Source organism: Pseudomonas sp. MH9.3 (genome assembly GCF_034354675.1).
Lineage (GTDB): Bacteria > Pseudomonadota > Gammaproteobacteria > Pseudomonadales > Pseudomonadaceae > Aquipseudomonas.
This window is the reverse complement of record NZ_CP133785.1, coordinates 1910766-1932592: the sequence shown is the minus strand read 5'-3', so window position 1 is coordinate 1932592 and position 21827 is coordinate 1910766. Positions and strand designations below refer to the sequence as shown.

Sequence of the window (21827 nt, the reverse complement as noted above, 5' to 3'; positions counted from 1 at the left end):
TCACGGCATTGGGCTGGGAAAAGGACACTGGCTGTAACATAATCTTGACGATAATCTGCGCTCAGCGACAAAAACACGCAGCGTCTTCCCACTCTTCGGGTCTCTTCATGCGTATCAAAGTGCATTGCCAGAACCGCATCGGCATCCTGCGGGATATCCTCAACCTGCTGGTGGAGTACGGCGTCAACGTCGCCAAAGGCGAGGTCGGCGGTGAGCATGGCAACGCCATTTACCTGTACTGCCCAAACCTGGTGAACATGCAGTTCCAGGCCTTGCGCCCGAAGTTCGAGGCAATTGGCGGGGTGTTCGGCGTAAAACGGGTAGGGCTGATGCCCAGCGAGCGCCGGCACATGGAACTCAACGCCTTGCTGGGCGCCCTGGAGTTTCCGGTGCTGTCGATCGATATGGGCGGCTCCATCGTTGCCGCCAACCGCTCGGCCGCGCAGTTGCTCGGGGTGCGGGTGGACGAGGTGCCGGGAATTCCGCTGTCGCGCTACGCCGAGGATTTCGACTTGCCGGAACTGGTGCGCGCCAGCAAGTCGCGCATCAACGGCTTGCGGGTCAAGGTCAAGGGTGATGTGTTCCTGGCCGATATCGCGCCGTTGCAATCGTCCGAGCACGACGACAGCGAAGCCATGGCGGGCGCCGTACTGACCCTGCACCGTGCCGACCGTGTCGGCGAGCGCATCTACAACGTGCGCAAGCAGGAGTTGCGCGGCTTCGACAGCATTTTCCAGAGCTCGCGGGTCATGGCCGCGGTGGTCCGCGAGGCGCGGCGGATGGCGCCGTTGGATGCGCCGCTATTAATAGAAGGCGAAACCGGCACCGGCAAGGAACTGCTGGCCCGCGCCTGCCACCTGGCCAGCCCGCGTGGGCAATCGCCGTTGATGGCGCTCAACTGCGCGGGGTTGCCGGAGTCGATGGCCGAGACCGAACTGTTCGGCTACGGCCCCGGCGCATTTGAAGGGGCCCGCGCCGAGGGCAAGCTCGGGCTGCTGGAACTGACGGCGGGCGGGACCCTGTTTCTTGATGGCGTGGGGGAAATGAGCGCGCGGTTGCAGGTGAAATTGCTGCGGTTTCTGCAGGACGGTTGCTTTCGTCGAGTGGGCAGCGATGAAGAGGTGTACCTGGATGTGCGGGTGATTTGCGCGACCCAGGTGGATTTGTCCGAACTCTGCGCGCGGGGGGAGTTTCGTCAGGATTTGTATCACCGGCTGAATGTGTTGTCGTTGCATATCCCGCCGTTGCGCGAGTGCCTGGATGGCCTGGTGCCGTTGGTGGAGCACTTTCTCGACCAGGCCAGCCGGCAGATCGGCTGCCCGCTGCCAACACTGGCACCGGCGGCCATGGACCGGCTTGCTCATTACCATTGGCCGGGGAATGTGCGGCAACTGGAGAATGTGTTGTTTCAGGCGGTTTCGTTGTGTGAGGGCGGGGTGGTCAAGGTGGAGCATATTCGACTGCCGGATTACGGGGTGCGTCAGCCGCTGGGAGACTTTTCGCTGGAAGGGGGGTTGGAGGCGATTGTCGGGCGGTTTGAGAAGGCGGTGTTGGAGGCGTTGTATGTGGAGCATTCCAGCAGTCGGCAGTTGGGGAAGCGGTTGGGGGTTTCGCATACGACTATTGCGAATAAGTTGCGCGATTATGGGGTGGTGAAGGGTGCTTGAGTGCGTCTGCGGGTGGGTACACCGCTCTTACAGCGGCTCACTTCTGGGAGGAACTGTCTAGTCCGGACACATGGTTGACGGGGCGCTTCCAGATCAAAAGCAAAAGCGCGGCGGCGTTAGAGCCGACCGGGGGTTCCTGCCTGCCACATTTGGATCTCCATTTTTCTGAAGGTATCAGACTGCTTTAGATCTGCCTTGCTCTGGCTTTTGATCCTGCTTTTGATCTTGGGCGCCCCGTTACCCAAATAACGGATATGCACGCAAAAACCCAGGCAGCCCCAAAAAAACCAACCCGCGTCAGTTTCAAGACCGATACTTGCCGCCCGCGGCAGTAGTCCGCCGTTTTTTCGACTATCCCCCGTCCATCTGCCCACCTCAACTCCCTCCAAACCCCCGCCCCACCTGCACTTGCGTCCATTCCAAAAAGTTGGACCGCAAATTGCTTAAGCCTCATCAGTACAGCGGTGGGCGGCAAGCGTCCGTCAGAAAGAGGATAGAGCGTGGACAAATACCTTTACGTGGCAATGACCGGCGCCAGCCAGAATGCTCTGGCGCAGAAGGCCCATGCCAACAATCTGGCGAACATTTCCACCAACGGCTTCCAGCGCGACCTGGAGCAGGCGCGTTCGATGCCGGTGTTCGGTGACAGCTTTCCGGCGCGGGCGTTTGCCCTGACCGAGCGGCCAGGCACTGACTTCTCGCCGGGCGCCATGATCGAAACCGGTCGTGACCTCGATGTGGCCGTCAGCGGCGACGGCTGGATGGCCGTGCAAACCCCGGATGGCGGCGAAGCCTACGTGCGCAGCGCCAGCATGAATGTGGACGCGCTGGGCGTGCTGCGCGCCGCCAACGGCATGCCGATCATGGGCAACGGCGGCCCGATTGCCGTGCCGCCCCAGCAGAAAATCGAAGTGGGCACCGACGGCACCATCAGCATCCGCGCGATGGGCGAAGGCCCGCGGGTGATGGCCGAAGTGGACCGCATCAAGCTGGTCCAGCCGGACCTCAAGAACATGACCAAGGGGCTGGACGGCACCATCCACACCAAGGATGGCCAGCCTGCCCAGGCCGATGCGCGGGTCACGCTGAACTCGGGTTTCCTGCAGGCGAGCAACGTCAACGCGGTGGAGGAAATGACCGCGGTGCTGGCGCTTTCCAAACAGTTCGAGCTGCACATCAAGATGATGAACAGCGCCAAGGAAGACGATCAGGCCATGACTCGCGTCATGCAGATGAGCTAAGTCACCCACTAATTTCGCAGCACGGCGCCAACGATCAGGCGCACGAAGGAGAACAGCATGCTTCCGGCTCTATGGGTTGCCAAAACCGGTTTGTCCGCCCAGGACACCAACCTGACCACCATTTCCAACAACCTGGCGAACGTGTCGACCACGGGCTTCAAACGTGATCGCGCCGAGTTCCAGGACTTGCTCTACCAGATCAAGAAGCAGCCGGGCGCCCAGTCGACCCAGGACAGCGAACTGCCGTCGGGCCTGCAGCTGGGTACCGGTGTGCAGATCGTCGGCACCCAGAAAAACTTCACCGCCGGTAACTTGCAGCAAACCGGGCAACCCCTGGACATGGCGATCAACGGCAAGGGGTTCTTCCAGATCCTGCAACCGGATGGCACGACTTCCTACACCCGTGACGGCACATTCCACCTGGACGCCAACGGTCAGGTCGTCACCGCCAATGGTTTTGCCCTGGAACCTGCGATTGTGGTGCCTGCGAATGCGCAGACCTTCACCGTCGGTAACGACGGCACCGTGTCGATCACCGTCGCCGGCAACCCGGCGTCGCAAGTGATCGGCAACCTGCAGACCGCCGACTTCATCAACCCGGCCGGCCTGCAGGCGATGGGCGGCAACCTGTTCCTGGAAACCGCCTCCAGCGGCGCGCCGCAAATCGGCACTCCAGGCCTCAACGGTTTCGGCACCACCCTGCAAAGCACCCTGGAAACTTCCAACGTCAGCACGGTTGAGGAGATGGTCAACATGATCACCACTCAACGCGCCTACGAGATGAACTCCAAGGTGATTTCCACCGCCGACAAGATGCTTTCGTTCGTCACGCAGAATCTGTAATCAAGTCTATGGGGCGCTTGCGAGCGCGTCTGCAACACCGTGAGGTTAGGGTCATGAATCGCTTTGTTTGTGTCTTGGCATTGAGTGGGATCAGCGTGCTGGCGGGGTGTGTCGCGCCGTCGCCGAAACCCAATGACCCGTACTACGCGCCGGTGTTGCCGCGCACGCCATTGCCGGCGGCCGCCAACAATGGCTCGATTTACCAGGCCGGTTTCGAGCAGAACCTGTACAGCGATCGCAAGGCGTTCCGGGTCGGTGACATCATTACCATCACCCTGAACGAGCGCACCCAGGCCAGCAAGAACGCCAACTCCCAGGTGGGCAAAACCAGCAAGGCCGGCATCGGCCTCACCTCGCTGTTCGGTGCGGTGCCCAACGTCAATAATCCGTTGGGCGATGGCGACCTGAGCTTGAGCGCCGGTTACAGCGGCGACCGTGCCACCAATGGCAAGAGCGCGGCAGGGCAGGGCAACAGCCTGACCGGTTCGATCACTGTGACCGTGGCCGATGTATTGCCCAACGGCATCATTGCGATACGTGGTGAAAAGTGGATGACCCTCAACACCGGCGACGAGCTGGTGCGCATTGCTGGCATGGTGCGTGCAGATGATATCTCCACCGACAACACCGTGCCGTCGACCCGCATCGCCGATGCGCGCATCACGTACTCCGGCACCGGCGCGTTTGCCGATGCGAGCCAGCCGGGCTGGTTCGACCGTTTCTTCCTTAGCCCGCTGTTTCCTTTCTAGGTGCCCATTAAGGTGAGAACTTTGAACCTCAAGCAACTGCTGGCGGCGGCGCTCCTGCTGAGCCTGAGCGCTGTCGCCCAGGCCGAGCGCCTGAAAGACATCGCCAGTATTTCCGGCGTGCGCTCCAACCAGTTGATCGGTTACGGCCTGGTAGTGGGGCTCAGCGGTACGGGTGACCAGACCACCCAGACCCCGTTCACCCTGCAGACCTTCAACAACATGCTCTCGCAGTTCGGCATCAAGGTGCCGGCGGGTTCAGGCAACGTGCAACTGAAAAACGTCGCGGCGGTGTCGATCAGCGCCGATTTGCCGGCGTTCTCCAAGCCGGGCCAGGTGGTGGATATCACCGTGTCGTCCATCGGTAACTCCAAGAGCCTGCGCGGCGGCACCTTGCTGATGACGCCGCTCAAGGGCATCGACGGCAACGTCTACGCCATCGCCCAGGGCAACCTGGTGGTGGGCGGTTTTGACGCCGAGGGCCGCGACGGTTCGAAGATTACCGTCAACGTTCCGTCGGCCGGACGCATCCCTGGCGGCGCCACCGTGGAACGCACCGTGCCCAGCGGGTTCAACCAGGGCAACAGCCTGACCCTGAACCTCAATCGCTCCGACTTCACCACTGCCAAACGTGTGGTCGACAAGATCAACGACATGCTCGGCCCAGGCGTGGCCCAGGCCATCGACGGTGGCTCCGTGCGCGTCACCGCGCCACTGGACCCAAGCCAGCGTGTCGATTATCTGTCGATCCTGGAAAACCTCGAGGTCGATCCTGGCCAGGCGGTGGCCAAGGTCATCATCAACTCGCGTACCGGCACTATCGTGATCGGCCAGAACGTTAAGGTCTCGCCGGCGGCGGTCACCCACGGCAGCCTGACCGTGACCATCACCGAAGACCCGATCGTCAGCCAGCCTGGGCCCTTGTCCAATGGCCAGACGGCGGTGGTGCCACGCTCGCGGGTCAATGCCCAGCAGGAAGCCAAACCGATGTTCAAGTTCGGCCCCGGCACCACCCTGGACGAGATCGTCCGTGCGGTGAACCAGGTGGGCGCGGCGCCAGGCGACTTGATGGCGATCCTCGAAGCCCTGAAACAGGCCGGCGCCTTGCAAGCCGACCTGATCGTGATCTGAGGCCATGGCCATGGATATGCGCAAGAGCGGCATCAGCAGCACGGCGGACTCGGGGTCTTACTCCGACTTGAACCGGCTTAACCAACTGAAGGTCGGCGACAAGAACAGCGACGGAAACATGCGCAAAGTGGCGCAGGAATTCGAGTCGCTGTTTCTCAGCGAAATGCTCAAGTCGATGCGCAAGGCCACCGACGCCGTGGGCGAAGACAACCCGCTGAACACCGATGCCGCCAAGCAGTACCAGGACATGTACGACCAGCAACTGGCGGTGTCGATGTCCCGCGAAGGCGGCGGCATCGGCCTCGCCGACGTGCTGATGCGCCAGATGCAGAAGAACAAGCCGGTGGACGCCCAGGCGGCCACCCTGCAAGGCCCTGGGGCAACTGAGCCGGCGAAGAAAGTCGATGTGCCGACCGAGATTGCCGCCGGCACCCAGGCTTCCGGCCCGTTGGGCCGCTCCAATGGCCAGCGGCCGCTGTGGGCGTACCGTGTGGCTGAGCCCCAGGCTGGCGGCGCGGCGTCCCACAGCAATGACGTGGCGCTGATGAACCAGCGCCGCATCGCCTTGCCGAGCAAGCTGACCGACCGCCTGCTCGCCGGCATCGTGCCGACCGCGCCGGTGGCTATCGACGCCAAAAGCGCGCCGCTGCGCAACAGCGCCTCCGCCGACAATGTGGTCAACAGCAGCGCGCGTGCGTTTGCCGCGCCGAGCGGGCAGATGCAGGTATACGCCCGCGCCGTGGCCCAGCCACCGTTGGCGCCGGCGAAGAAAGCGTTCAGTTCCCAGGATGAATTTGTCGCCACCATGCTGCCGATGGCCAAGGCCGCCGCCGCGCGCATTGGCATCGATCCTAAGTACCTGGTGGCCCAGGCCGCTCTGGAAACCGGTTGGGGCAAGTCGGTAATGCGCGCCCAGGATGGCAGCAGCAGCCACAACCTGTTCGGTATCAAGGCCGGCAAGAGCTGGCAGGGCGAACAGGCCCGTGCAATCACCAGCGAGTTTCGTGACGGGGCGATGGTCAAGGAAACGGCGCAGTTCCGTTCCTATACGTCCTACCAGGACAGCTTCCATGACCTCGTCACGTTGCTGCAAAGCAATGATCGCTATAAAGATGTTGTGAAATCAGCCGACAACCCGGAGCAGTTTGTGCGCGAGTTGCAAAAAGCCGGATACGCAACCGACCCGGATTACGCCAGCAAGATTTCGCAGATCGCAAAAACGATGGGCAGTTACCAGAATTACGCTGCCGCTGGCGCAACCACACATTTATAAGGTTTGAACCATGAGTTTGCTCAGTATCGGGATGTCGGGGCTCAACGCCGCTCAAGGGTCGTTGTCAGTCTTGAGTAACAACATCGCCAACGCCAATACCTCGGGCTATTCGCGTCAGCAGACCACGCAGAACGCCAGCGCGGCCAACCCTTACGGTGGCCTGTTCGTCGGTACCGGCACCACCCTGGCCGACGTGCGCCGGGTGTACAACGAATTCCTCGACGCGGCTTACCAGAACAGCACGGCGCTCAATAACGACGCCAAGGCTTATTCGGGCCAGGCCAGCGCCATCGACAAGACCCTGTCGGACAAGACCACCGGCATGTCTTCGGTGCTGAGTGGGTTCTTTGCCGCCGTGCAGACCTCGGCGGCCAACCCCAGTGACGTGTCCGCCCGTCAGGTGCTGCTGACCAGCGCCCAGACCCTGAGCAACCGCTTCAACGCAATTTCCAGCCAATTGACCCAACAGAAAGAGTCGATTAACGGTCAGTTGAGCACCATGAGTGATCAGGTCAACCAGTTGACCTCTTCCATCGCCTCGCTCAACAAGCAGATCACCCAGGCGCAGGGCTCCAACATGAGTGCGCCGGCCAACCTGCTGGATGCGCGCAACGAGGCGGTGCGTTCGCTCAATGAGCTGGTGGGCGTCACCACCGGCGAGAAGAACGGCGTGTTCAGCGTCAGCACTGGCAGTGGCCAGTCCCTGGTGCTGGGCGACCAGTCCAACAGCATTTCGGCAGTGCCGAGCAAAAGCGACCCGACCCAGTACACCATCCAGCTCAATGCCGGTGGCAGTACCGCCATCGACCTGGGCAATGTGCTCAGCGGTGGCAGCATCGGCGGCCTGTTGCGTTACCGCAGCGATGTGCTGACGCCCACCATCAACGACCTGGGGCGTATCGCGCTGGCCACCGCTGACACCGTCAACAGCCAGCTGGGCCAGGGCCTGGACCTGAACGGTGACTTTGGTGCGTCGTTGTTCAAGGACATCAACAGCGCCGCCGCCATTGCGCAGCGCAGCCAGGGAGCGGCGGGCAACAGTGCCGGCTCCGGCAACCTGAATGTCACGATCAAGGACACCAGCAAGCTGTCGACCTACGACTACAAGGTCAGCTTCACCAGTGGCAGCACTTATACCGTGCTGCGTTCCGACGGCAAGGCGATGGGCGCGTTCGACACCACCACCACGCCGCCGCCGGTGATCGATGGCTTCACCCTGGCACTGGACGGCAAGGGGCCCATGGCCGCCGGCGACAGTTTCAAAGTCAGCCCCACCGCCAATGGCGCGACCACCATCGGCACCCAGCTGACCGACGCCAATAAAGTCGCGTTCGCCGCGCCGTTGCTGGGCGAGGGCAGCAAGACCAACCAGGGCACGGGCACCTTCACTCCGCCGACCCTGACCGTGCCGATTGATATTCACGGCGGCGCCGACACCGCTCAATTGCGTACCGGGATCGAAAGCTCAATGCCGGTAAAAATGGTGTTCGGCAAGCCGGCCGCCGATGGCACCCAGAGCTACACGCTCAACGATGCCCAGGGCAATTCGATTGGCACCGGCACCATCATCCCGGGCCAGACCAACAAGATCACGGTCGACGTGCCGATGCGCGATGCCAGTGGGGCCGTGCTGGTGCCGGCCAAGAGCTTCAAGTTCGATACCACTGTCGCCGGCTCGCCCGCCAATGGCGACAGCACCACGTTCTCGTTCAATGCGACGGGCAAGTCGGACAACCGCAACGCCCAGGCGCTGCTCGACCTGCAGACCAAAGTCACGGTGGGGTTGAGTGACGGCAGCGGCGGCGGTGTGAGCCTGGTCGGGGCCAACAGTCGACTGGTGTCCACCGTCGGGGCCAAGGCCGCCTCGGGCAACACCGACACCACGGCCACGGGCGCACTGCTCAAGGCCAACCAGGACGCGCGCAACTCGGTATCCCAGGTCAACCTGGATGAAGAAGCGGGCGACATGATCAAGTTTCAGCAGTACTACACCGCGTCGTCGCAGATCATCAAGGCGGCGCAAGAAACCTTCAGTACGCTGATCAATAGTCTTTAAGGGAGCCTGGGACAATGCGCATTTCCACACAGCAGTATTTCGATACCACTGCCGCCAAGTACCAGACCAACTATTCAAGCCTGGTACAGGCTCAGGATCAGGCCTCCACGGGCGTACGCGTGCAGACAGCCGCCGATGACCCGGTGGCGGCGGCGCGCCTGTTGATGCTGCAGCAGCAGAAAGACATGCTGGGCCAGTTCAACACCAACGTCACCAGCCTGAAAAACTCCCTGACCAACGAAGAAAGCGTGCTGCAGTCGATCAACCTGGCCTTGGGCCGTGCCAGTGAACTGGCGCTGCGTGCAGGCGGCTCCCTCAGCGATGCGGACCGACGTTCGGTGGCCAGTGAAGTCGGTGCCATCGAAGATCAGGTGCTGGGCCTGCTCAACAGCAAGGACTCGTCGGGCAACTACCTGTTTTCCGGTTCCAAGACCGATACGCCGCCCTACAGCCGTAACAGCGACGGCACCTACAACTATCAGGGCGACGAAACCCCGCTCAGCCTGCAGGTGTCCGACACCCTGAGCATCAGCGCCGGTGACACCGGCAAGAACATTCTGGAAGGCGCGGTCAACTCCAGCCGCACCCAGGCCACCTGGATCGCGCCGGCCGTGGTGCCACCGGCCACCCAGCCGGTAGCCAATGACAATAAAGTGGCGTTGTCGGCCGGGCTCGTCACCAATGGCATCGACTACACCAATAAATTCGCCGACGGCCAGCCCTACAAGCTGACCTTCAGTAGCAGTACCCAGTACACCGTGGTCGACAAGAACGGTGTTGACATCACCTCGCAGATCCCCGGTAACGGTACGTTCGATTCCACCAAGGAGGGCAGCTCCAGCGTCAACTTGCGTGGCGTGAAATTCGACATCAACTTCAACCTGGGTGACGTCGCGTCGGGCCCCAACTCCGATGCCGTGGTCAAGGATCGCTCGTTCAGCCTGGAAGCCAAGCCGGACACTTTCAGCGTGTCGCGCACCGCCAGCAACCCTTCGACGGCGCAGTTGAGCAATGCCCGCGTGACCAACCAGGCCTCGTATGCCAGCACGTTCCCGGCCAACAACGGTGCGGTGATCAAGTTCACCAGCGCCACGGCGTATCAGGTGTATGCCCAGCCGTACACGTCCGAGAGTAAATCCATCGCCACCGGCGATACCGGCGGCGGCACCACCGTCGTCGCGGCCGGGGTGACGTTCGACGTCAGCGGCACGCCGCAGAGCGGTGACCAGTTTGCGGTGGGCGCCGCTACCCAGAAGACCCAGAACGCGCTCGATACCCTGAGCCAACTGCGCCAGGCGCTTGAGCTGCCGGCCGACGGCAGCCCGGCGGCGACGGTCAAGCTCAAGGACGCGTTGTCTGCCGCGATCAGCAACTTCACCAACTCCAGTACCCAGATCGATGTGGTGCGCGGCTCCATCGGCGCGCGGCAGAATGCCCTGGATACCCAGGCCAGTGAGAACGCCAGCATCGGCCTGGCCAACACCAGCACCATGAGCGACCTGGGCAACATCGACACCGCGCAGGCGGCGATCAACCTGACCTTGCAGCAAACCATGCTGCAGGCCTCGCAATTGGCGTTCGTGAAGATCTCGCAGTTGAGCCTGTTCAACAAGATGTAAGGCTCGCGCAGCGAACCGACGGCTCACTCCGAAAACGGGGTGGGCCGTTGTCGTTTTCGCGGCTGAATTGTTGAAGGGTTTTGCACAAAACGCAGAAAATTGAGTGACCTGTGAGTCATAAGGCGCATCTTCACTGTATCGTGTGAAAAGGATAAGTCGCCCAGCACACCCTGCGGTGCGGCTTTCAGCGAGATTTTACGGGGTTACCCCCTCTTATTGTCAGCACTCCAGGCGCAGTCCCGGGGGTGTTCTCCAGCTATTCGGTATTGGGAAGCCACAATGATTGGCATAAAAAGCATCGCCAGTTACGTGCCCGCGGACGGGATCGATAACTACGCCCAGGGTGCCAAATTCGCCAAGGATGAAGAATTCATCATTGGCAAGATCGGGTCGGCGTTCCTGCCGCGCAAGGAAGCTACGCAGGAAACCTCCGATCTGTGTGTCGAGGCGGTCAATGCGTTGTTTGCCAACAACCCGGAGTTGAAGCGCGAGTCAATCGACGCGCTGATCGTCGTCACCCAGAACGGCGACGAAGAGGGTTTGCCCCACACCGCCGCCATCGTGCAGGACAAACTCGGCCTGCCGACTCATGTGGCCGCCTTTGATATTTCCCTGGGCTGCTCCGGCTACGTCTACGGCATCTACGCGATGAAAGGCTTCATGGAAGCCGCCGGCCTGAAAAACGGCCTGCTGATCACCGCCGACCCGTACTCGAAAATCGTCGACCCCGAAGACCGCAACACCACCATGCTGTTCGGCGATGCCGCCACCGCCACCTGGATGGGCGAAGATGCGCCGTGGTTGCTCGGCAAGTCGAAGTTCGGCACCGACGGTTCCGGCGCGCCGCACCTCAAGGTCAGCGACGGCGTGTTCTTCATGAACGGCCGTCAGGTCTTCAACTTTGCCTTGCTCAAAGTGCCGGCCCATCTGCACGAGCTGCTCAACGAATCAGACCTCAAGGCTGACGAGATTGACGCGTTCTGCATTCACCAGGGCAGTGCGGCGATCGTCGACGCCGTGGCGCGGCGTTTTGAAGATGCACCGGTGGACAAGTTCATCAAGGACATGGTCGAGACCGGCAACACCGTGTCGTCAAGCATTCCGTTGCTGCTGGAAAAGCACGTGATGGACGCCACCTGGAAACGCGTGGCAATCAGCGGGTTCGGTGTGGGCCTGTCGTGGGGCTCGGCGATTCTGTATCGCCCGTGACACCTTAATAGAGCCGCCATACAAAACGCCGATGATCGAGAGATCATCGGCGTTTTTTATTTGGCGCCAGAAAAACACGCGATTACGGGGTTTCAGGCCCGCGTAAACCCTTGAATTGCAAGGGGTGGCACGGGGCTATTAAAAATATTCAAAAAAACACTCAAGCAACCGGCTCATACGACGATAACTATTACGAAGGTTCTCAGGCACACCCGGCGGTTGCCAGGGCCGGAAGCCGCAGTAAACCACCATCGAGGATTTCGTCATGGCTTTAACAGTAAACACCAACATTGCTTCCATCACTACCCAGAACGGCCTTGGCAAAGCAGCCAACTCGCTGCAAACCTCCATGCAGCGTCTGTCCACTGGTCTGAGCATCAACAGTGCTAAAGACAACGCTTCGGGCCTTCAGATCTCCAACCGTCTGACCAGCCAGATCAACGGCCTGGGCCAAGCGGTCAAGAACGCCAACGATGGTATCTCCATCGCGCAGACCGCTGAAGGCGCAATGCAGGCTTCGACCGACATTCTGCAAAAGATGCGTACCCTGGCTCTGTCCTCGGCTACTGGCTCCCTGAGCGACGCTGACCGTACTTCGAACAACGAAGAATACCAGGCGCTGACTTCGGAACTGACCCGTATCTCGCAGACCACTACTTTCGGTGGCCAGAAGCTGCTCGACGGTTCGTACGGCACCAAAGCCATTCAGGTTGGCGCCAACGCTAACGAAACCATCAACCTGAGCCTGGACAACGTAGCCGCCAACAACATCGGTTCGCAGCAGGTCAAAAGCGTTGGTATCACCCCTAGCACCAGCGGCGTAGCAGGCGGCGCGATCGGCATCACCGGTAACGGCCAGACTGCCAGCGTCACTGTAGCGGCAGGTGCTTCGGCCAAAACCATCGCCAGCCAACTGAACGGCGCTGTAGGCGGCCTGTCGGCTACTGCCAGCACTGAAGCTCAGTTCGTCGTCGGCGCTGCTGCCAAAACGACTCCGGCTTCGTTCACCTTGACCATCGGTGGCCAAGCTACAACGTTCACCGGCGTGACCGATACTGCCAGCCTGGCTGACCAGTTGAAATCCAACTCCGCCAAGCTCGGCATCAGCGTCAACTTCGACGAAACCAAAGGCACCCTGTCGGTCAAATCCGACTCCGGTGAAAACCTGGCATTCAGCGCTGCCACCGCAGCCGGCTCGATCACTGTTGCCACCAAAGATGGTTCCGGCAACTACGGCACCGCCGCGGCCCTGGCCAACGGCCTGACCGCTACCGGTTCCGTGAACCTGGACTCGTCCAAGGGCTATGCACTGAACGGTGCCGGTGTAACCGGTCTGTTCGCCGCTACCGGCACTGCCGCAGCGTCGACCAAAACCACCATCGCTCAAACCGACGTGACCAGTGCCTTCAACGCACAGGCCGCAGTGGCAGTGATCGACAAGGCTATCGGCGGCATCGACAGCGTACGTTCGGGCCTGGGTGCTGTTCAGAACCGTCTGACCACTACCGTAGACAACCTGACCAACATTCAGAAGAACTCCACCGCTGCACGTTCGACTGTACAAGACACCGACTTCGCTGCTGAAACAGCCGAGTTGACCAAGCAACAAACTCTGCAATCGGCCGCTACCGCGATCCTGTCGCAGGCCAACCAACTGCCATCCGCTGTACTGAAGCTGCTTCAGTAATAACCGCGCTTGGTGACTGACGGAAGGGTGCGTTTACGTGCCCTTTCGTCGTTTCGGTTTTAGAGGAGATTGGACATGGACATGAGTGTAAAGCTAGCCTCGTCTTATCCACCGGTTGCACCTCAAAGCGCACCGACCGCACTCGTTGCGGACAAGGACAAGACCAAGGTCGAGGCCATCGCGCCGATCGCCGGCAAGCCGGAACGGGCTGACCTGGAACAAGCGGTTACCGATATTCGTGAATTCGTACAAGCGGCCCAGCGCAAACTGGATTTTTCGATTGACGATTCAACCCACCGGGTTGTGGTCAAGGTCATCGCCACCGACAGTGGCGAGGTGATTCGCCAGATTCCCTCGGAAACAGCCTTGAAGCTGGCGCAAAACCTGGCAAATGCCAGCCACGTGCTGTTCGACGAAAAGGTCTGAGCTGGCATGAAACTTGTTGCGGTGATGTCTTGATGGGTTGCTCGTCAAGAAAACGGCAACTACCGAATTAGGAGCACGATGATGGCGAGTACAACAGTTAGTGGTGTGGGTTCTGGTATCGATACCAGCTCGATCATTACGTCGCTGGTAAATGCTGAAAAAGCACCGAAACAGCTTCAGATCAACACGCAATCGCAGAAAGCGACCACTCAACTTTCGTCCATCGGAAAGATTCAGGCAGCCTTGGACGCGTTCCGTGGCGCGCTAAAGACCCAGGGGACCGACAACAGCTTCAGTGGCCTGGTCGGTACGTCCTCGGACGAAAAAGTTGCCACCATGACCGCAGGCGCGGGCGCTTCCAACGGCTCGTTTTCGCTGGTGGTGTCGCAGTTGGCCCAGCCTTCGAAACTGAGCAGCGCCAACTTTGCCGGTGGCGCATCGAGCGTGATCAACAAGGGCAACACGGCGACCACGCTGACCATTTCGCAGTCAGGCAAGAACTTTGACGTCAGCGTGGCGCCTGGCGCGACCCTGCAGCAGGTACGTGACTCGATCAACTCGCAGTTCGGCACTGCGGGCCTGAGTGCCAACATCCTCACCGACTCCAATGGTTCACGGTTGATCCTCACCTCGACCAATGGCGGTGTGGGCACGGACTTGACCATGTCCGGCAACTCGGGTGTCGACACCGGCTACACCGTGGTCAATCCGCCGCAGAATGCCAAGTACACCATTGATGGCATTGCCGCCGAATCGAAGACCAACAACATTACCGAGGCGGTGAGTGGTGTCAGCATCAAGTTGCTGACGGTGTCGCCGCTGGCGACTGCGGGAGACAAGAGTGATAATCCTGTGCGTACGGCCCTGACCATCTCCGTCAGTACCAGCACCACCGCACTCAAATCCGGCGTCAAGGGCTTCGTCGACACCTACAACGCGCTGCTCAAGGCGATGACCGCAGAAACGGCGGTGACCAAAAGTGCGGCGGGCGACCCCGTGGCGGCGACATTGACCGGTGACTCGACCATGCGCACGCTGCAATCGGCGATTCGCAACGAGTTCAACACGATGTCGGGCAACGGTGCATTGAGATCCCTGGCCCAGTTCGGCGTCGAAACCGACCAGACCACCGGCCTGCTGTCGATCGACGACAAGCAGTGGGACAACGCGATGAAGACCAATGCTGCGGACCTCAGCAGCATCTTCACGGGCAAGGACGGCTTGCTGGCGCGCTTGACCACGGCGACCGACGCCTACGCCAAACCGACCACCGGTATCCTGGCGACGCGTTCCACCTCGTTGTCCGATAGCCTCAAGGACCTGGCCAAGCAACAGTCTGCACTCGACCAGCGGATCGATGCCTACCAGACCACGCTGACCAACAAGTACGCGGCGATGGACTCCCTGGTGGCCCAGTTGCGCCAGCAGAGCAACAACGTGTTGGGTACGCTCAACGCGCTGAACAACCAGAAAAACAACTGATTTGACTGATTGGCAAAAAGCCCGGGTCGTTGACCTGGGCTTTTTTATGCGTGCGCAGACTCCCTGTGGCGAGCAGTCGTGTTGTGGCGAGCGGGCTTGCCCCGCGTTGGGGTGCGAAGCGCCCCCCATCGAGCAAAACGCGGTGTACCTGATAGGGCTCAGCGTCTGGTTTTGGGGCTGCTGCGCAGCCCAACGCAGGACAAGCCTGCTCGCCACTGGGAATCTGCGCTTAACTGACTGGCATTAGGGCAAGCCCGCTCGCCACAGAAAAGCTCCACTGCTGGGGTTTAAGCGTTCCTCATGCACACGTCAGGGCAGCCACGCCTCTCGCCATGCCAGCAGGTTGTCTTCCCTGAGCATCCACTTGTCCAGTATCACGCTGTGCAGGGCGTCGCCGGCTGCGGCGCTGGCGTCCGGTTCGGTCAGGTGTTCGCGAATGGCGGCAATCCAGTCACTGGAGCGGTTCTTGACCCGCGTCACCGGAAGATCACCGCGATAACACAGGATGTCCGAACAGATCACCGGCAGGGCGCAGGCGCCGTATTCCAGCAGCCGCAGGTTGCTTTTGCAGGCGTTGAAAAAATTGTCTTCCAGCGGCGCCAGCGCCAGGTCCAGGTTCAGGGCTGCCAGGCGTGCCGGGTATTGGTCGATGTTCACGCCACCGTGAAACTCATGGACGTAGGGGCGCAGGGCCGGTGGGCACATGCCCATGAACACCCATTCCACCTCGCCGGCCAGTTCGCGAACCACCTCGGCAATCACTAGCAGGTCGGCGCCGTGGCTCGAACCACCGGCCCAGCCCACCCGAGGCTTGCGCCCCTGCTGGCGCAGGCTCGTCAGCCCGCTCCACCACTGGGCGGGCAGGCGGTTCTCCATCACGCGAATGTCGGCGTTGTAGCCTTTGAGCGCATTGGCCAGCGGTTGGGTCGACACCACCAGTCGATCGCACAGGGCAACGGCCTTTTTCAGGCGCTTGGCGGTGTCTTTGGGAAACAGCGAGCGGGTCAGGTTGCCCTTGGGCACATCCAGGATGTAGTCGTCCAGCTCGTACACCTTGAAGGCTTTGGACAGCGAACGGGCATTCTGGATGACTTCCAGTTGGGTTTTGGTGAACTGGCGCTGGAAGATGATCGTGTCCGGCGCCAGGCGCTCCAGTTCTACCGGTTGCAGCAGCAAATCGCTCACTTCACCGTCGATCAGTCTGGCGGCCTGCAAGGCAGCGAAGGGCTGACGCACTCGATAATGCCCGCTGCCGAAGGAGTCGCCGGGATAGCACAGAGCATAAGGCAGCGTGCGGCTGGCGAATGGCCGCCAGGCCACATCGCTGTTGCATTCGTAAGCGAAGCCGCCGCCTTCCAGGGTCAGGTTGCGATTGTAGGCAGGGTCGTTCGCCAACTGCGGCAGCCAGCGCTGATACATCACCGACTGTTCGCGCTTGAAGCGCTCGCGTTTGGCGTCCTGGCTGGTCTTGTCGACCTGGTTTTGACTTACGTTGGCTTCGTGCATCAGAATCGCGTAAGGCGTCCAGACCACCAGTTGCCCGGCCTGGCCGACTTTCAGGCACAGGTCCACGTCGTTATAGGAAACCCCCAGGCCGGCCTCGTCCATCCCGCCCACCTGACGATACAGCTCGGTGCGGATCATCAGGCAGGCGGCCGTTACGGCGCTGTAGTTCTGATCGATCTGCAGGCGGTGCAGATAGCCGTTGGACAGCATCGGGCTGTCGATGAATCCGTGATCCGCCACGCCGCGTAAGCCAAGGACCACGCCGGCGTGCTGCACCATGCCGCTGGGGAACAGCAGTTTGGCACCGACAATGCCGACTTCCGGTCGCTGGGCGTGATGGAGCAGGGCGTCCAGCCAATCGCCGTCGATGACGGCGGTGTCGTTGTTGAGCAGTACCAGGTACTCGCCACGGGCGCGGCTGACGGCGAAGTTGTTGATGGCCGAATAGTTGAACGGGTGTGGGTAGCGCAGGATGCGCACCTTGGCATCGTTCAGGCGCTCCATGCCGGCGAACCATTCACGGGCTTCGGCGGTTTGGCTGTTGTTGTCGACGATGAGCAGTTCGTAATGGGGGTAGCGGGTTTTCTCCATCAGGCTTTCTATGCAGCGCATCAGCATAGGCAACTGGTCTTTGGTGGGGATGATGATCGACACCAACGGCTTTGCGGGGTGCTGATAGACCACGCGGTGCACCATCGGCAGTGGCCCGGTGCGCAGCTCGTGCGACACGCCCAGGCGCTGCAGGTGCGCCTCGACGACTGCCGCGGAGTGAGCGATGACCTGCGCTTCACCCAGCCATTGGCCGAAGTTGATGGCCTGGTGCACCAGCACTTCGGCTATATGGCCGACACTGCCCAGCCCGTGAGCCTCGATCAGCCGCAAGAGCAGGTCGTGGGGCGCAAGTTCCGCGAAGGCAGGGTCGAAGCCATCGGCCTCTAAGGCGGCGTCGCGGCTGAAGGCCAGGGCGCGGCCCACATACGGGTAACTGCGCAACAGGTCGAGGTTGAGGTCCGGTTTGAAAACCGGGTCCTGGCAGCCCGAGGCGGTGATCGAATCCTCGTCGCTGTAACAGGCACGGATGCCGGGATTCAGCGCGATCCCCTCGGCCAGCAGCAGCAGGGCATGGGGGTCGAGTTGGTCGCCGTCGCGCAGCAGGTAGCACCAGTCGGCCTGGATGCCTTGCAGCAGTTCATTGAGCTGGCTCGGCCAGGACTCTGCCAGCGGCAGCCACACCAGATTGTCGGCCGGGGTTATCCCGGCGGGCTCGGCATTGGACAGTACGGCGATGGCCGCCGCCTGGTAGAGCTGGCGGTCGATGCTGTCCAGGGTGGCGCGCAAGGCGGCGATGTCGCCGCTGGTATCGGTCACCACCAGCAATACGCCCGGTTGCTGCGGCCAGCTTGCCAGCCGCGCCGGCAAGCCTTCGAATTCGCTGGCGGCCAGTTGCCGGGTTTCCAGCCAGCGCTGATACAGGTGGAGATTGCGCTGTTGTTTGCCGAGATGTCCCAGCACGCCGAAAAAGCGTTCGAACGCGTGGGCAAGGGTGCCATCGAGCTGGCCGGCTTCGGTTTCGAAGTCGGCAGGCGTCAGGTGCATGCGCTCCAACGGGGCCAGGGCCTCCAGGCGCACGAAGAACATGGTGCCGCCAAAAAAATCCGCCTCGTAGATGTGATGAGGGTCAATGCCAGCACGCTGGGCCAGGGCGAGCAGATGGAAGCGGTTGTTTTCAGACAGGTTGGTGACCACTGCCTGGCGGTAGTGCTCCGTGCCCAGCAGCGGATGGTGCGTCGGGTTGGCCAGGTACTCCACCGACTGGCGAAAGCGCACTGGCCCGAGCAGGTCATCGAACAGGTCACTGGCCCATGAATTGGCGACACCCAGGTGGATCGAACGCTTGGTGTGCAGCTTGACCAGGGTGTGGATATTATCGGCGCGTAAATACGGCAGTACGCTCAAAAACGGCAGGACGTCGCGCCCATGGTTGGACACCCGGAACAGTGAATAACCCAGGCCTACTGCCGCCAAATGGCCGCGTACTTCATTTTCGCGCCCTGCCATACAGGTGACGTATAGATGCAGACGCTCATGCAGTTGAATCAGGCGCTGCAGGATGTCTGGCAGCAAATCCGGGTGAAAGGCATGGATCACCACGGCCACGGGGGGCTCGCTGTCCTCCAGAGTGGGCCGGTGCACCTCCAGCAATTCGCACGTTTCGGCACTGCCCGCCGAGGCAGTAGCTTCGGCATTGGGGGCAACGTAAGCATTGCGCAGTGCAAACGGCGTGAATGCCTGAGGGCTGAACAGGGAGCGGCGGCGCACCTGCAGCAGGAACTGCGGGCGAAACAATCCCAGCGCACGAATCTGCTCGACGAAGTCGGCACGGCTCTGCTTGAACAGCGCTTGCATGTCGGGCTGATTCTGACGCTGGTCGGCGTGCCGACGAAACAGCGACAGCGGCTCATGCAGAAACGCCAGGTGACCGTGCTGCAGCAGGTTCACGAACATCGCCAGGTCGTTGATGGCGCGGATCACCACGCCGCCAAGGGCACAGATGTGCGGCAGTTTGTCGCTCAACTGCGCGCGGCGAAACATCACGGTGCTGGGTTCGCCGATGAAATTCACCGGCCAGTCGCAGAGCAGCGAAATGATGTCTTCGCCGTGCAGGCAGGTGTCTTCGCTGAACACGCCGCACGTTTCAAGGATATCCGGCTGCGCGTCACCCTGGGCATCGATTATCGTGCGCCGCGAAGTGACCAGCGCGATGTCGTCGCGCGCCTGGAGTACCGCCGCCATGCGCGAGACGCAGTCGGGCAGCAGCACGTCATCGTCGTTGAGAAACTTGATGTATTCGCCCTGGGACTCCTGCATGCAGCGGTTGAGGTTGAGCATGCCGCCCAACTGCTGTTCGTTGTGCAGGTAGCGCACCGGCACAGCCGACTGTGCAGCCAGGCGTTCGGTAATCAGGCGAACGCCGTCGTCGCGACAATCATCGGTGATCACCACTTCGATATTGGTGTAGCGCTGATTCAGCGCACTGCTCAATGCCGCCTCGAAGAATCGAGGGCTGTAGGCCGGTATCGCAATGCTGACCAGCGGCACGTGTGTGGCTGAAGGAGTAGTTGTCATGCTCACACCAGTTTGAACAAGGGGCGAAGGTTGAACCGGATGTCTGCGCGCGCGGTCATGTCGCTGCCGCTTGATCGGTGAGCAGGTCTGCCAGGCAGTCGATCACTCGTTCGATGTCCGCATCGGTCAATGAAAGATGAAAGGGCAAACCCAGCAGGCGTTCGGTCAATAGGTCGACCTGCGGCAGCGGGCCGGCTGCGCACGCCTGGAAGGCCGGGTGGCCGTGCAGGGGAGGGCAGTACCAGCGACGGGTTTCGATGTCTTCGCCGAGCAGGCGCAGTTGAATGTCCACGCCGCGAACGCCCGGCGGCAGTAACACGAGCATCAGGCTGTACACGCCTTCGGCGGGTTTGACTTGAAGTTTCAGTGCGGGAATCCGCTCCAGCAGGCGGGCGGCATAGCGCTGATGCAGGTTGCGCCGTGTTTCGGCGACGGTCGGCCAGTTGTCCAGCGCGGCCAGCGCAACGGCGGCGTGGTATTCGCTCATCTTGCCGTTCTCGCCCGCATCGAACACCAGGCCGCCACTCTGGGCATCGATGCCGAAGTTGCTGAGTGCGCGCATGCTCTGGCCATAAGCGTGGTGGCGAGCGGCGACAAAACCGCCTTCGCCGCCGCCCAGCGCCTTGGTGGCGTGCAGGCTGAAGGCAACCTTGGTGGTCAGGCCGACCTGTTGATTGCCCCAGGCGCCTGCGGCGTCCACCACCACCGGGATGCCGGTTTCGGCGGTGAACAGGTCCCAGCCGGCGACGTCCTGAGGGCAACCATACGTCGCGACCGGCATCACTGCGTCAAAAGGCGTTTGAGCCAGTGCTGCGCGTGCTATGGCGGGCGTCAGCAACCAGTTGTCCGAGTCCACATCGCTGATCAGCGGCGTAAGTCCCGCACGGATGATGGCGGTGGCCGTGGCGACGAAGGTCAGCCCCGGCACGAGCACTCGGCCAGCCTTGCGCAGCCTCAACGCTTCCAGAGCGATTTGCAGCGCGCAGGTGCCATTGGCCATGGACACTACATGCACCTTCGTCGGCTCGCGACTGAATGAGCGCGACAGCCGTTCTTCGAGTTCGCAGACCAGCGGGCCGAAATTGGTGTACCAGCGATTTTCATCGATCTGCTGCCAGTACGGAAGAATCTGCTCGACCTTCGGCATCTCTGGCACTAACAACTTGATGATATTTTTCATGGTGCCCGCGACTGTCAATTAAATATCGTTTCCTACGATTGGAAAGGGGCAAAGCAGGAACTGTACCAAGCGGATTTGTGGCGCCCTTGCGGCACCACGCAAAAAGCCAATGCTGCGTGCATTGGCTTTTTTGATAACCGCGGGATTAAAGTTATGGGTAAACGAGTCGACATAAACGTTACTGAAATCTTTCCGCTGTCGCCTGTTACGAGGTAGAACCATGAATCCCATGAGAGCCCTTCGCCAATACCAGAAGGTCAATTCCCATGCTCAGATCTCTGAAGCCAGCCCGCACCGTCTGGTGCAGATGCTGATGGAGGGTGGGCTTGACCGCATGGCTCAGGCCAAGGGTGCGCTGGCGCGTGGTGACATTGCGCAAAAGGGCCTGATGCTCGGCAAGGCGGTGGATATCATCATCGGCCTGCGCGACGGTCTGGACGCTGAAAAGAGCGAAAACCCGGCGTATGTCCAGCAACTGGAAAGTCTGTATGCCTACATGACCAACCGTCTGATGGAAGCCAACCTGCATAACGACCCCGAGATGATCGACGAGGTTGCGCGCTTGATGATTACCGTCAAGCAAGGCTGGGATGGTATCGCTACCCCACAAGGCGCCGCACAGTAAGGCCAACGGC

15 protein-coding genes are annotated in these 21827 nt (G+C 61.2%); 13 read left to right on the top strand and 2 right to left on the bottom strand.

Translation table 11 applies throughout. The features are described from left to right. Positions 1-107: 107 nt before the first annotated feature. From RHM60_RS08180 to fliD, 12 genes are all read left to right on the top strand, one after another. A complete protein-coding gene (locus RHM60_RS08180; RefSeq protein ID WP_322214154.1) occupies positions 108-1667 on the top strand; it encodes a sigma-54-dependent transcriptional regulator in 1560 nt (519 codons plus the stop codon). 500 nt (positions 1668-2167) lie between these two features. Continuing rightward, positions 2168-2908 carry a flagellar basal body rod protein FlgF gene (locus tag RHM60_RS08175; protein ID WP_209983495.1) on the top strand — a complete coding sequence of 247 codons (741 nt, stop codon included), beginning with the start codon at positions 2168-2170 and terminating at the stop codon, positions 2906-2908. Positions 2909-2965: 57 nt separating this feature from the next. Beyond that, positions 2966-3751: a flagellar basal-body rod protein FlgG gene (gene flgG / locus RHM60_RS08170; RefSeq protein WP_003230929.1), complete on the top strand. Its 786-nt coding sequence runs from the start codon at positions 2966-2968 to the stop codon at positions 3749-3751. Positions 3752-3804: 53 nt separating this feature from the next. Next, positions 3805-4500 carry a flagellar basal body L-ring protein FlgH gene (gene flgH, locus RHM60_RS08165; protein WP_057008190.1) on the top strand — a complete coding sequence of 232 codons (696 nt, stop codon included), beginning with the start codon at positions 3805-3807 and terminating at the stop codon, positions 4498-4500. A gap of 21 nt (positions 4501-4521) precedes the next feature. Then, positions 4522-5628, top strand: a complete 1107-nt coding sequence (locus RHM60_RS08160; protein ID WP_003230933.1) for a flagellar basal body P-ring protein FlgI — start codon at positions 4522-4524, stop codon at positions 5626-5628. A gap of 4 nt (positions 5629-5632) precedes the next feature. After that, positions 5633-6901: a flagellar assembly peptidoglycan hydrolase FlgJ gene (gene flgJ / locus RHM60_RS08155; protein WP_209983493.1), complete on the top strand. Its 1269-nt coding sequence runs from the start codon at positions 5633-5635 to the stop codon at positions 6899-6901. Between the two features lie 10 nt (positions 6902-6911). Next, on the top strand, positions 6912-8957 hold the full coding sequence (flgK, locus tag RHM60_RS08150; RefSeq protein WP_209983490.1) for a flagellar hook-associated protein FlgK: 2046 nt from the start codon (positions 6912-6914) through the stop codon (positions 8955-8957). Between the two features lie 14 nt (positions 8958-8971). After that, on the top strand, positions 8972-10576 hold the full coding sequence (locus RHM60_RS08145) for a flagellar hook-associated protein 3 (RefSeq protein WP_209983488.1): 1605 nt from the start codon (positions 8972-8974) through the stop codon (positions 10574-10576). A gap of 279 nt (positions 10577-10855) precedes the next feature. Continuing rightward, positions 10856-11785 (top strand): ketoacyl-ACP synthase III, encoded by a 930-nt coding sequence (locus tag RHM60_RS08140; protein WP_231421576.1) that lies wholly within the window; start codon positions 10856-10858, stop codon positions 11783-11785. Between the two features lie 265 nt (positions 11786-12050). Next, on the top strand, positions 12051-13472 hold the full coding sequence (locus tag RHM60_RS08135; protein WP_322214152.1) for a flagellin: 1422 nt from the start codon (positions 12051-12053) through the stop codon (positions 13470-13472). 75 nt (positions 13473-13547) lie between these two features. Then, the gene (locus RHM60_RS08130; protein ID WP_322214151.1) at positions 13548-13898 is read left to right on the top strand and encodes a flagellar protein FlaG; all 351 of its coding nucleotides are present in this window, start codon (positions 13548-13550) and stop codon (positions 13896-13898) included. A gap of 81 nt (positions 13899-13979) precedes the next feature. Next, on the top strand, positions 13980-15380 hold the full coding sequence (gene fliD, locus RHM60_RS08125) for a flagellar filament capping protein FliD (protein ID WP_209983479.1): 1401 nt from the start codon (positions 13980-13982) through the stop codon (positions 15378-15380). 309 nt (positions 15381-15689) lie between these two features. On the opposite strand, the gene RHM60_RS08120 is transcribed toward fliD, so the two are convergent. Further along, positions 15690-20012, bottom strand: a complete 4323-nt coding sequence (locus RHM60_RS08120) for a glycosyltransferase (protein ID WP_322214150.1) — start codon at positions 20010-20012, stop codon at positions 15690-15692. Between the two features lie 55 nt (positions 20013-20067). Beyond that, entirely contained in the window at positions 20068-21192 is a 1125-nt protein-coding gene (locus RHM60_RS08115; RefSeq protein WP_209983477.1) for a DegT/DnrJ/EryC1/StrS family aminotransferase, read from the bottom strand. Positions 21193-21412: 220 nt separating this feature from the next. On the opposite strand from RHM60_RS08115, the gene fliS reads away from it, so the two are divergent. Continuing rightward, entirely contained in the window at positions 21413-21817 is a 405-nt protein-coding gene (gene fliS, locus RHM60_RS08110) for a flagellar export chaperone FliS (protein ID WP_209983475.1), read from the top strand. Positions 21818-21827 lie beyond the last annotated feature (10 nt).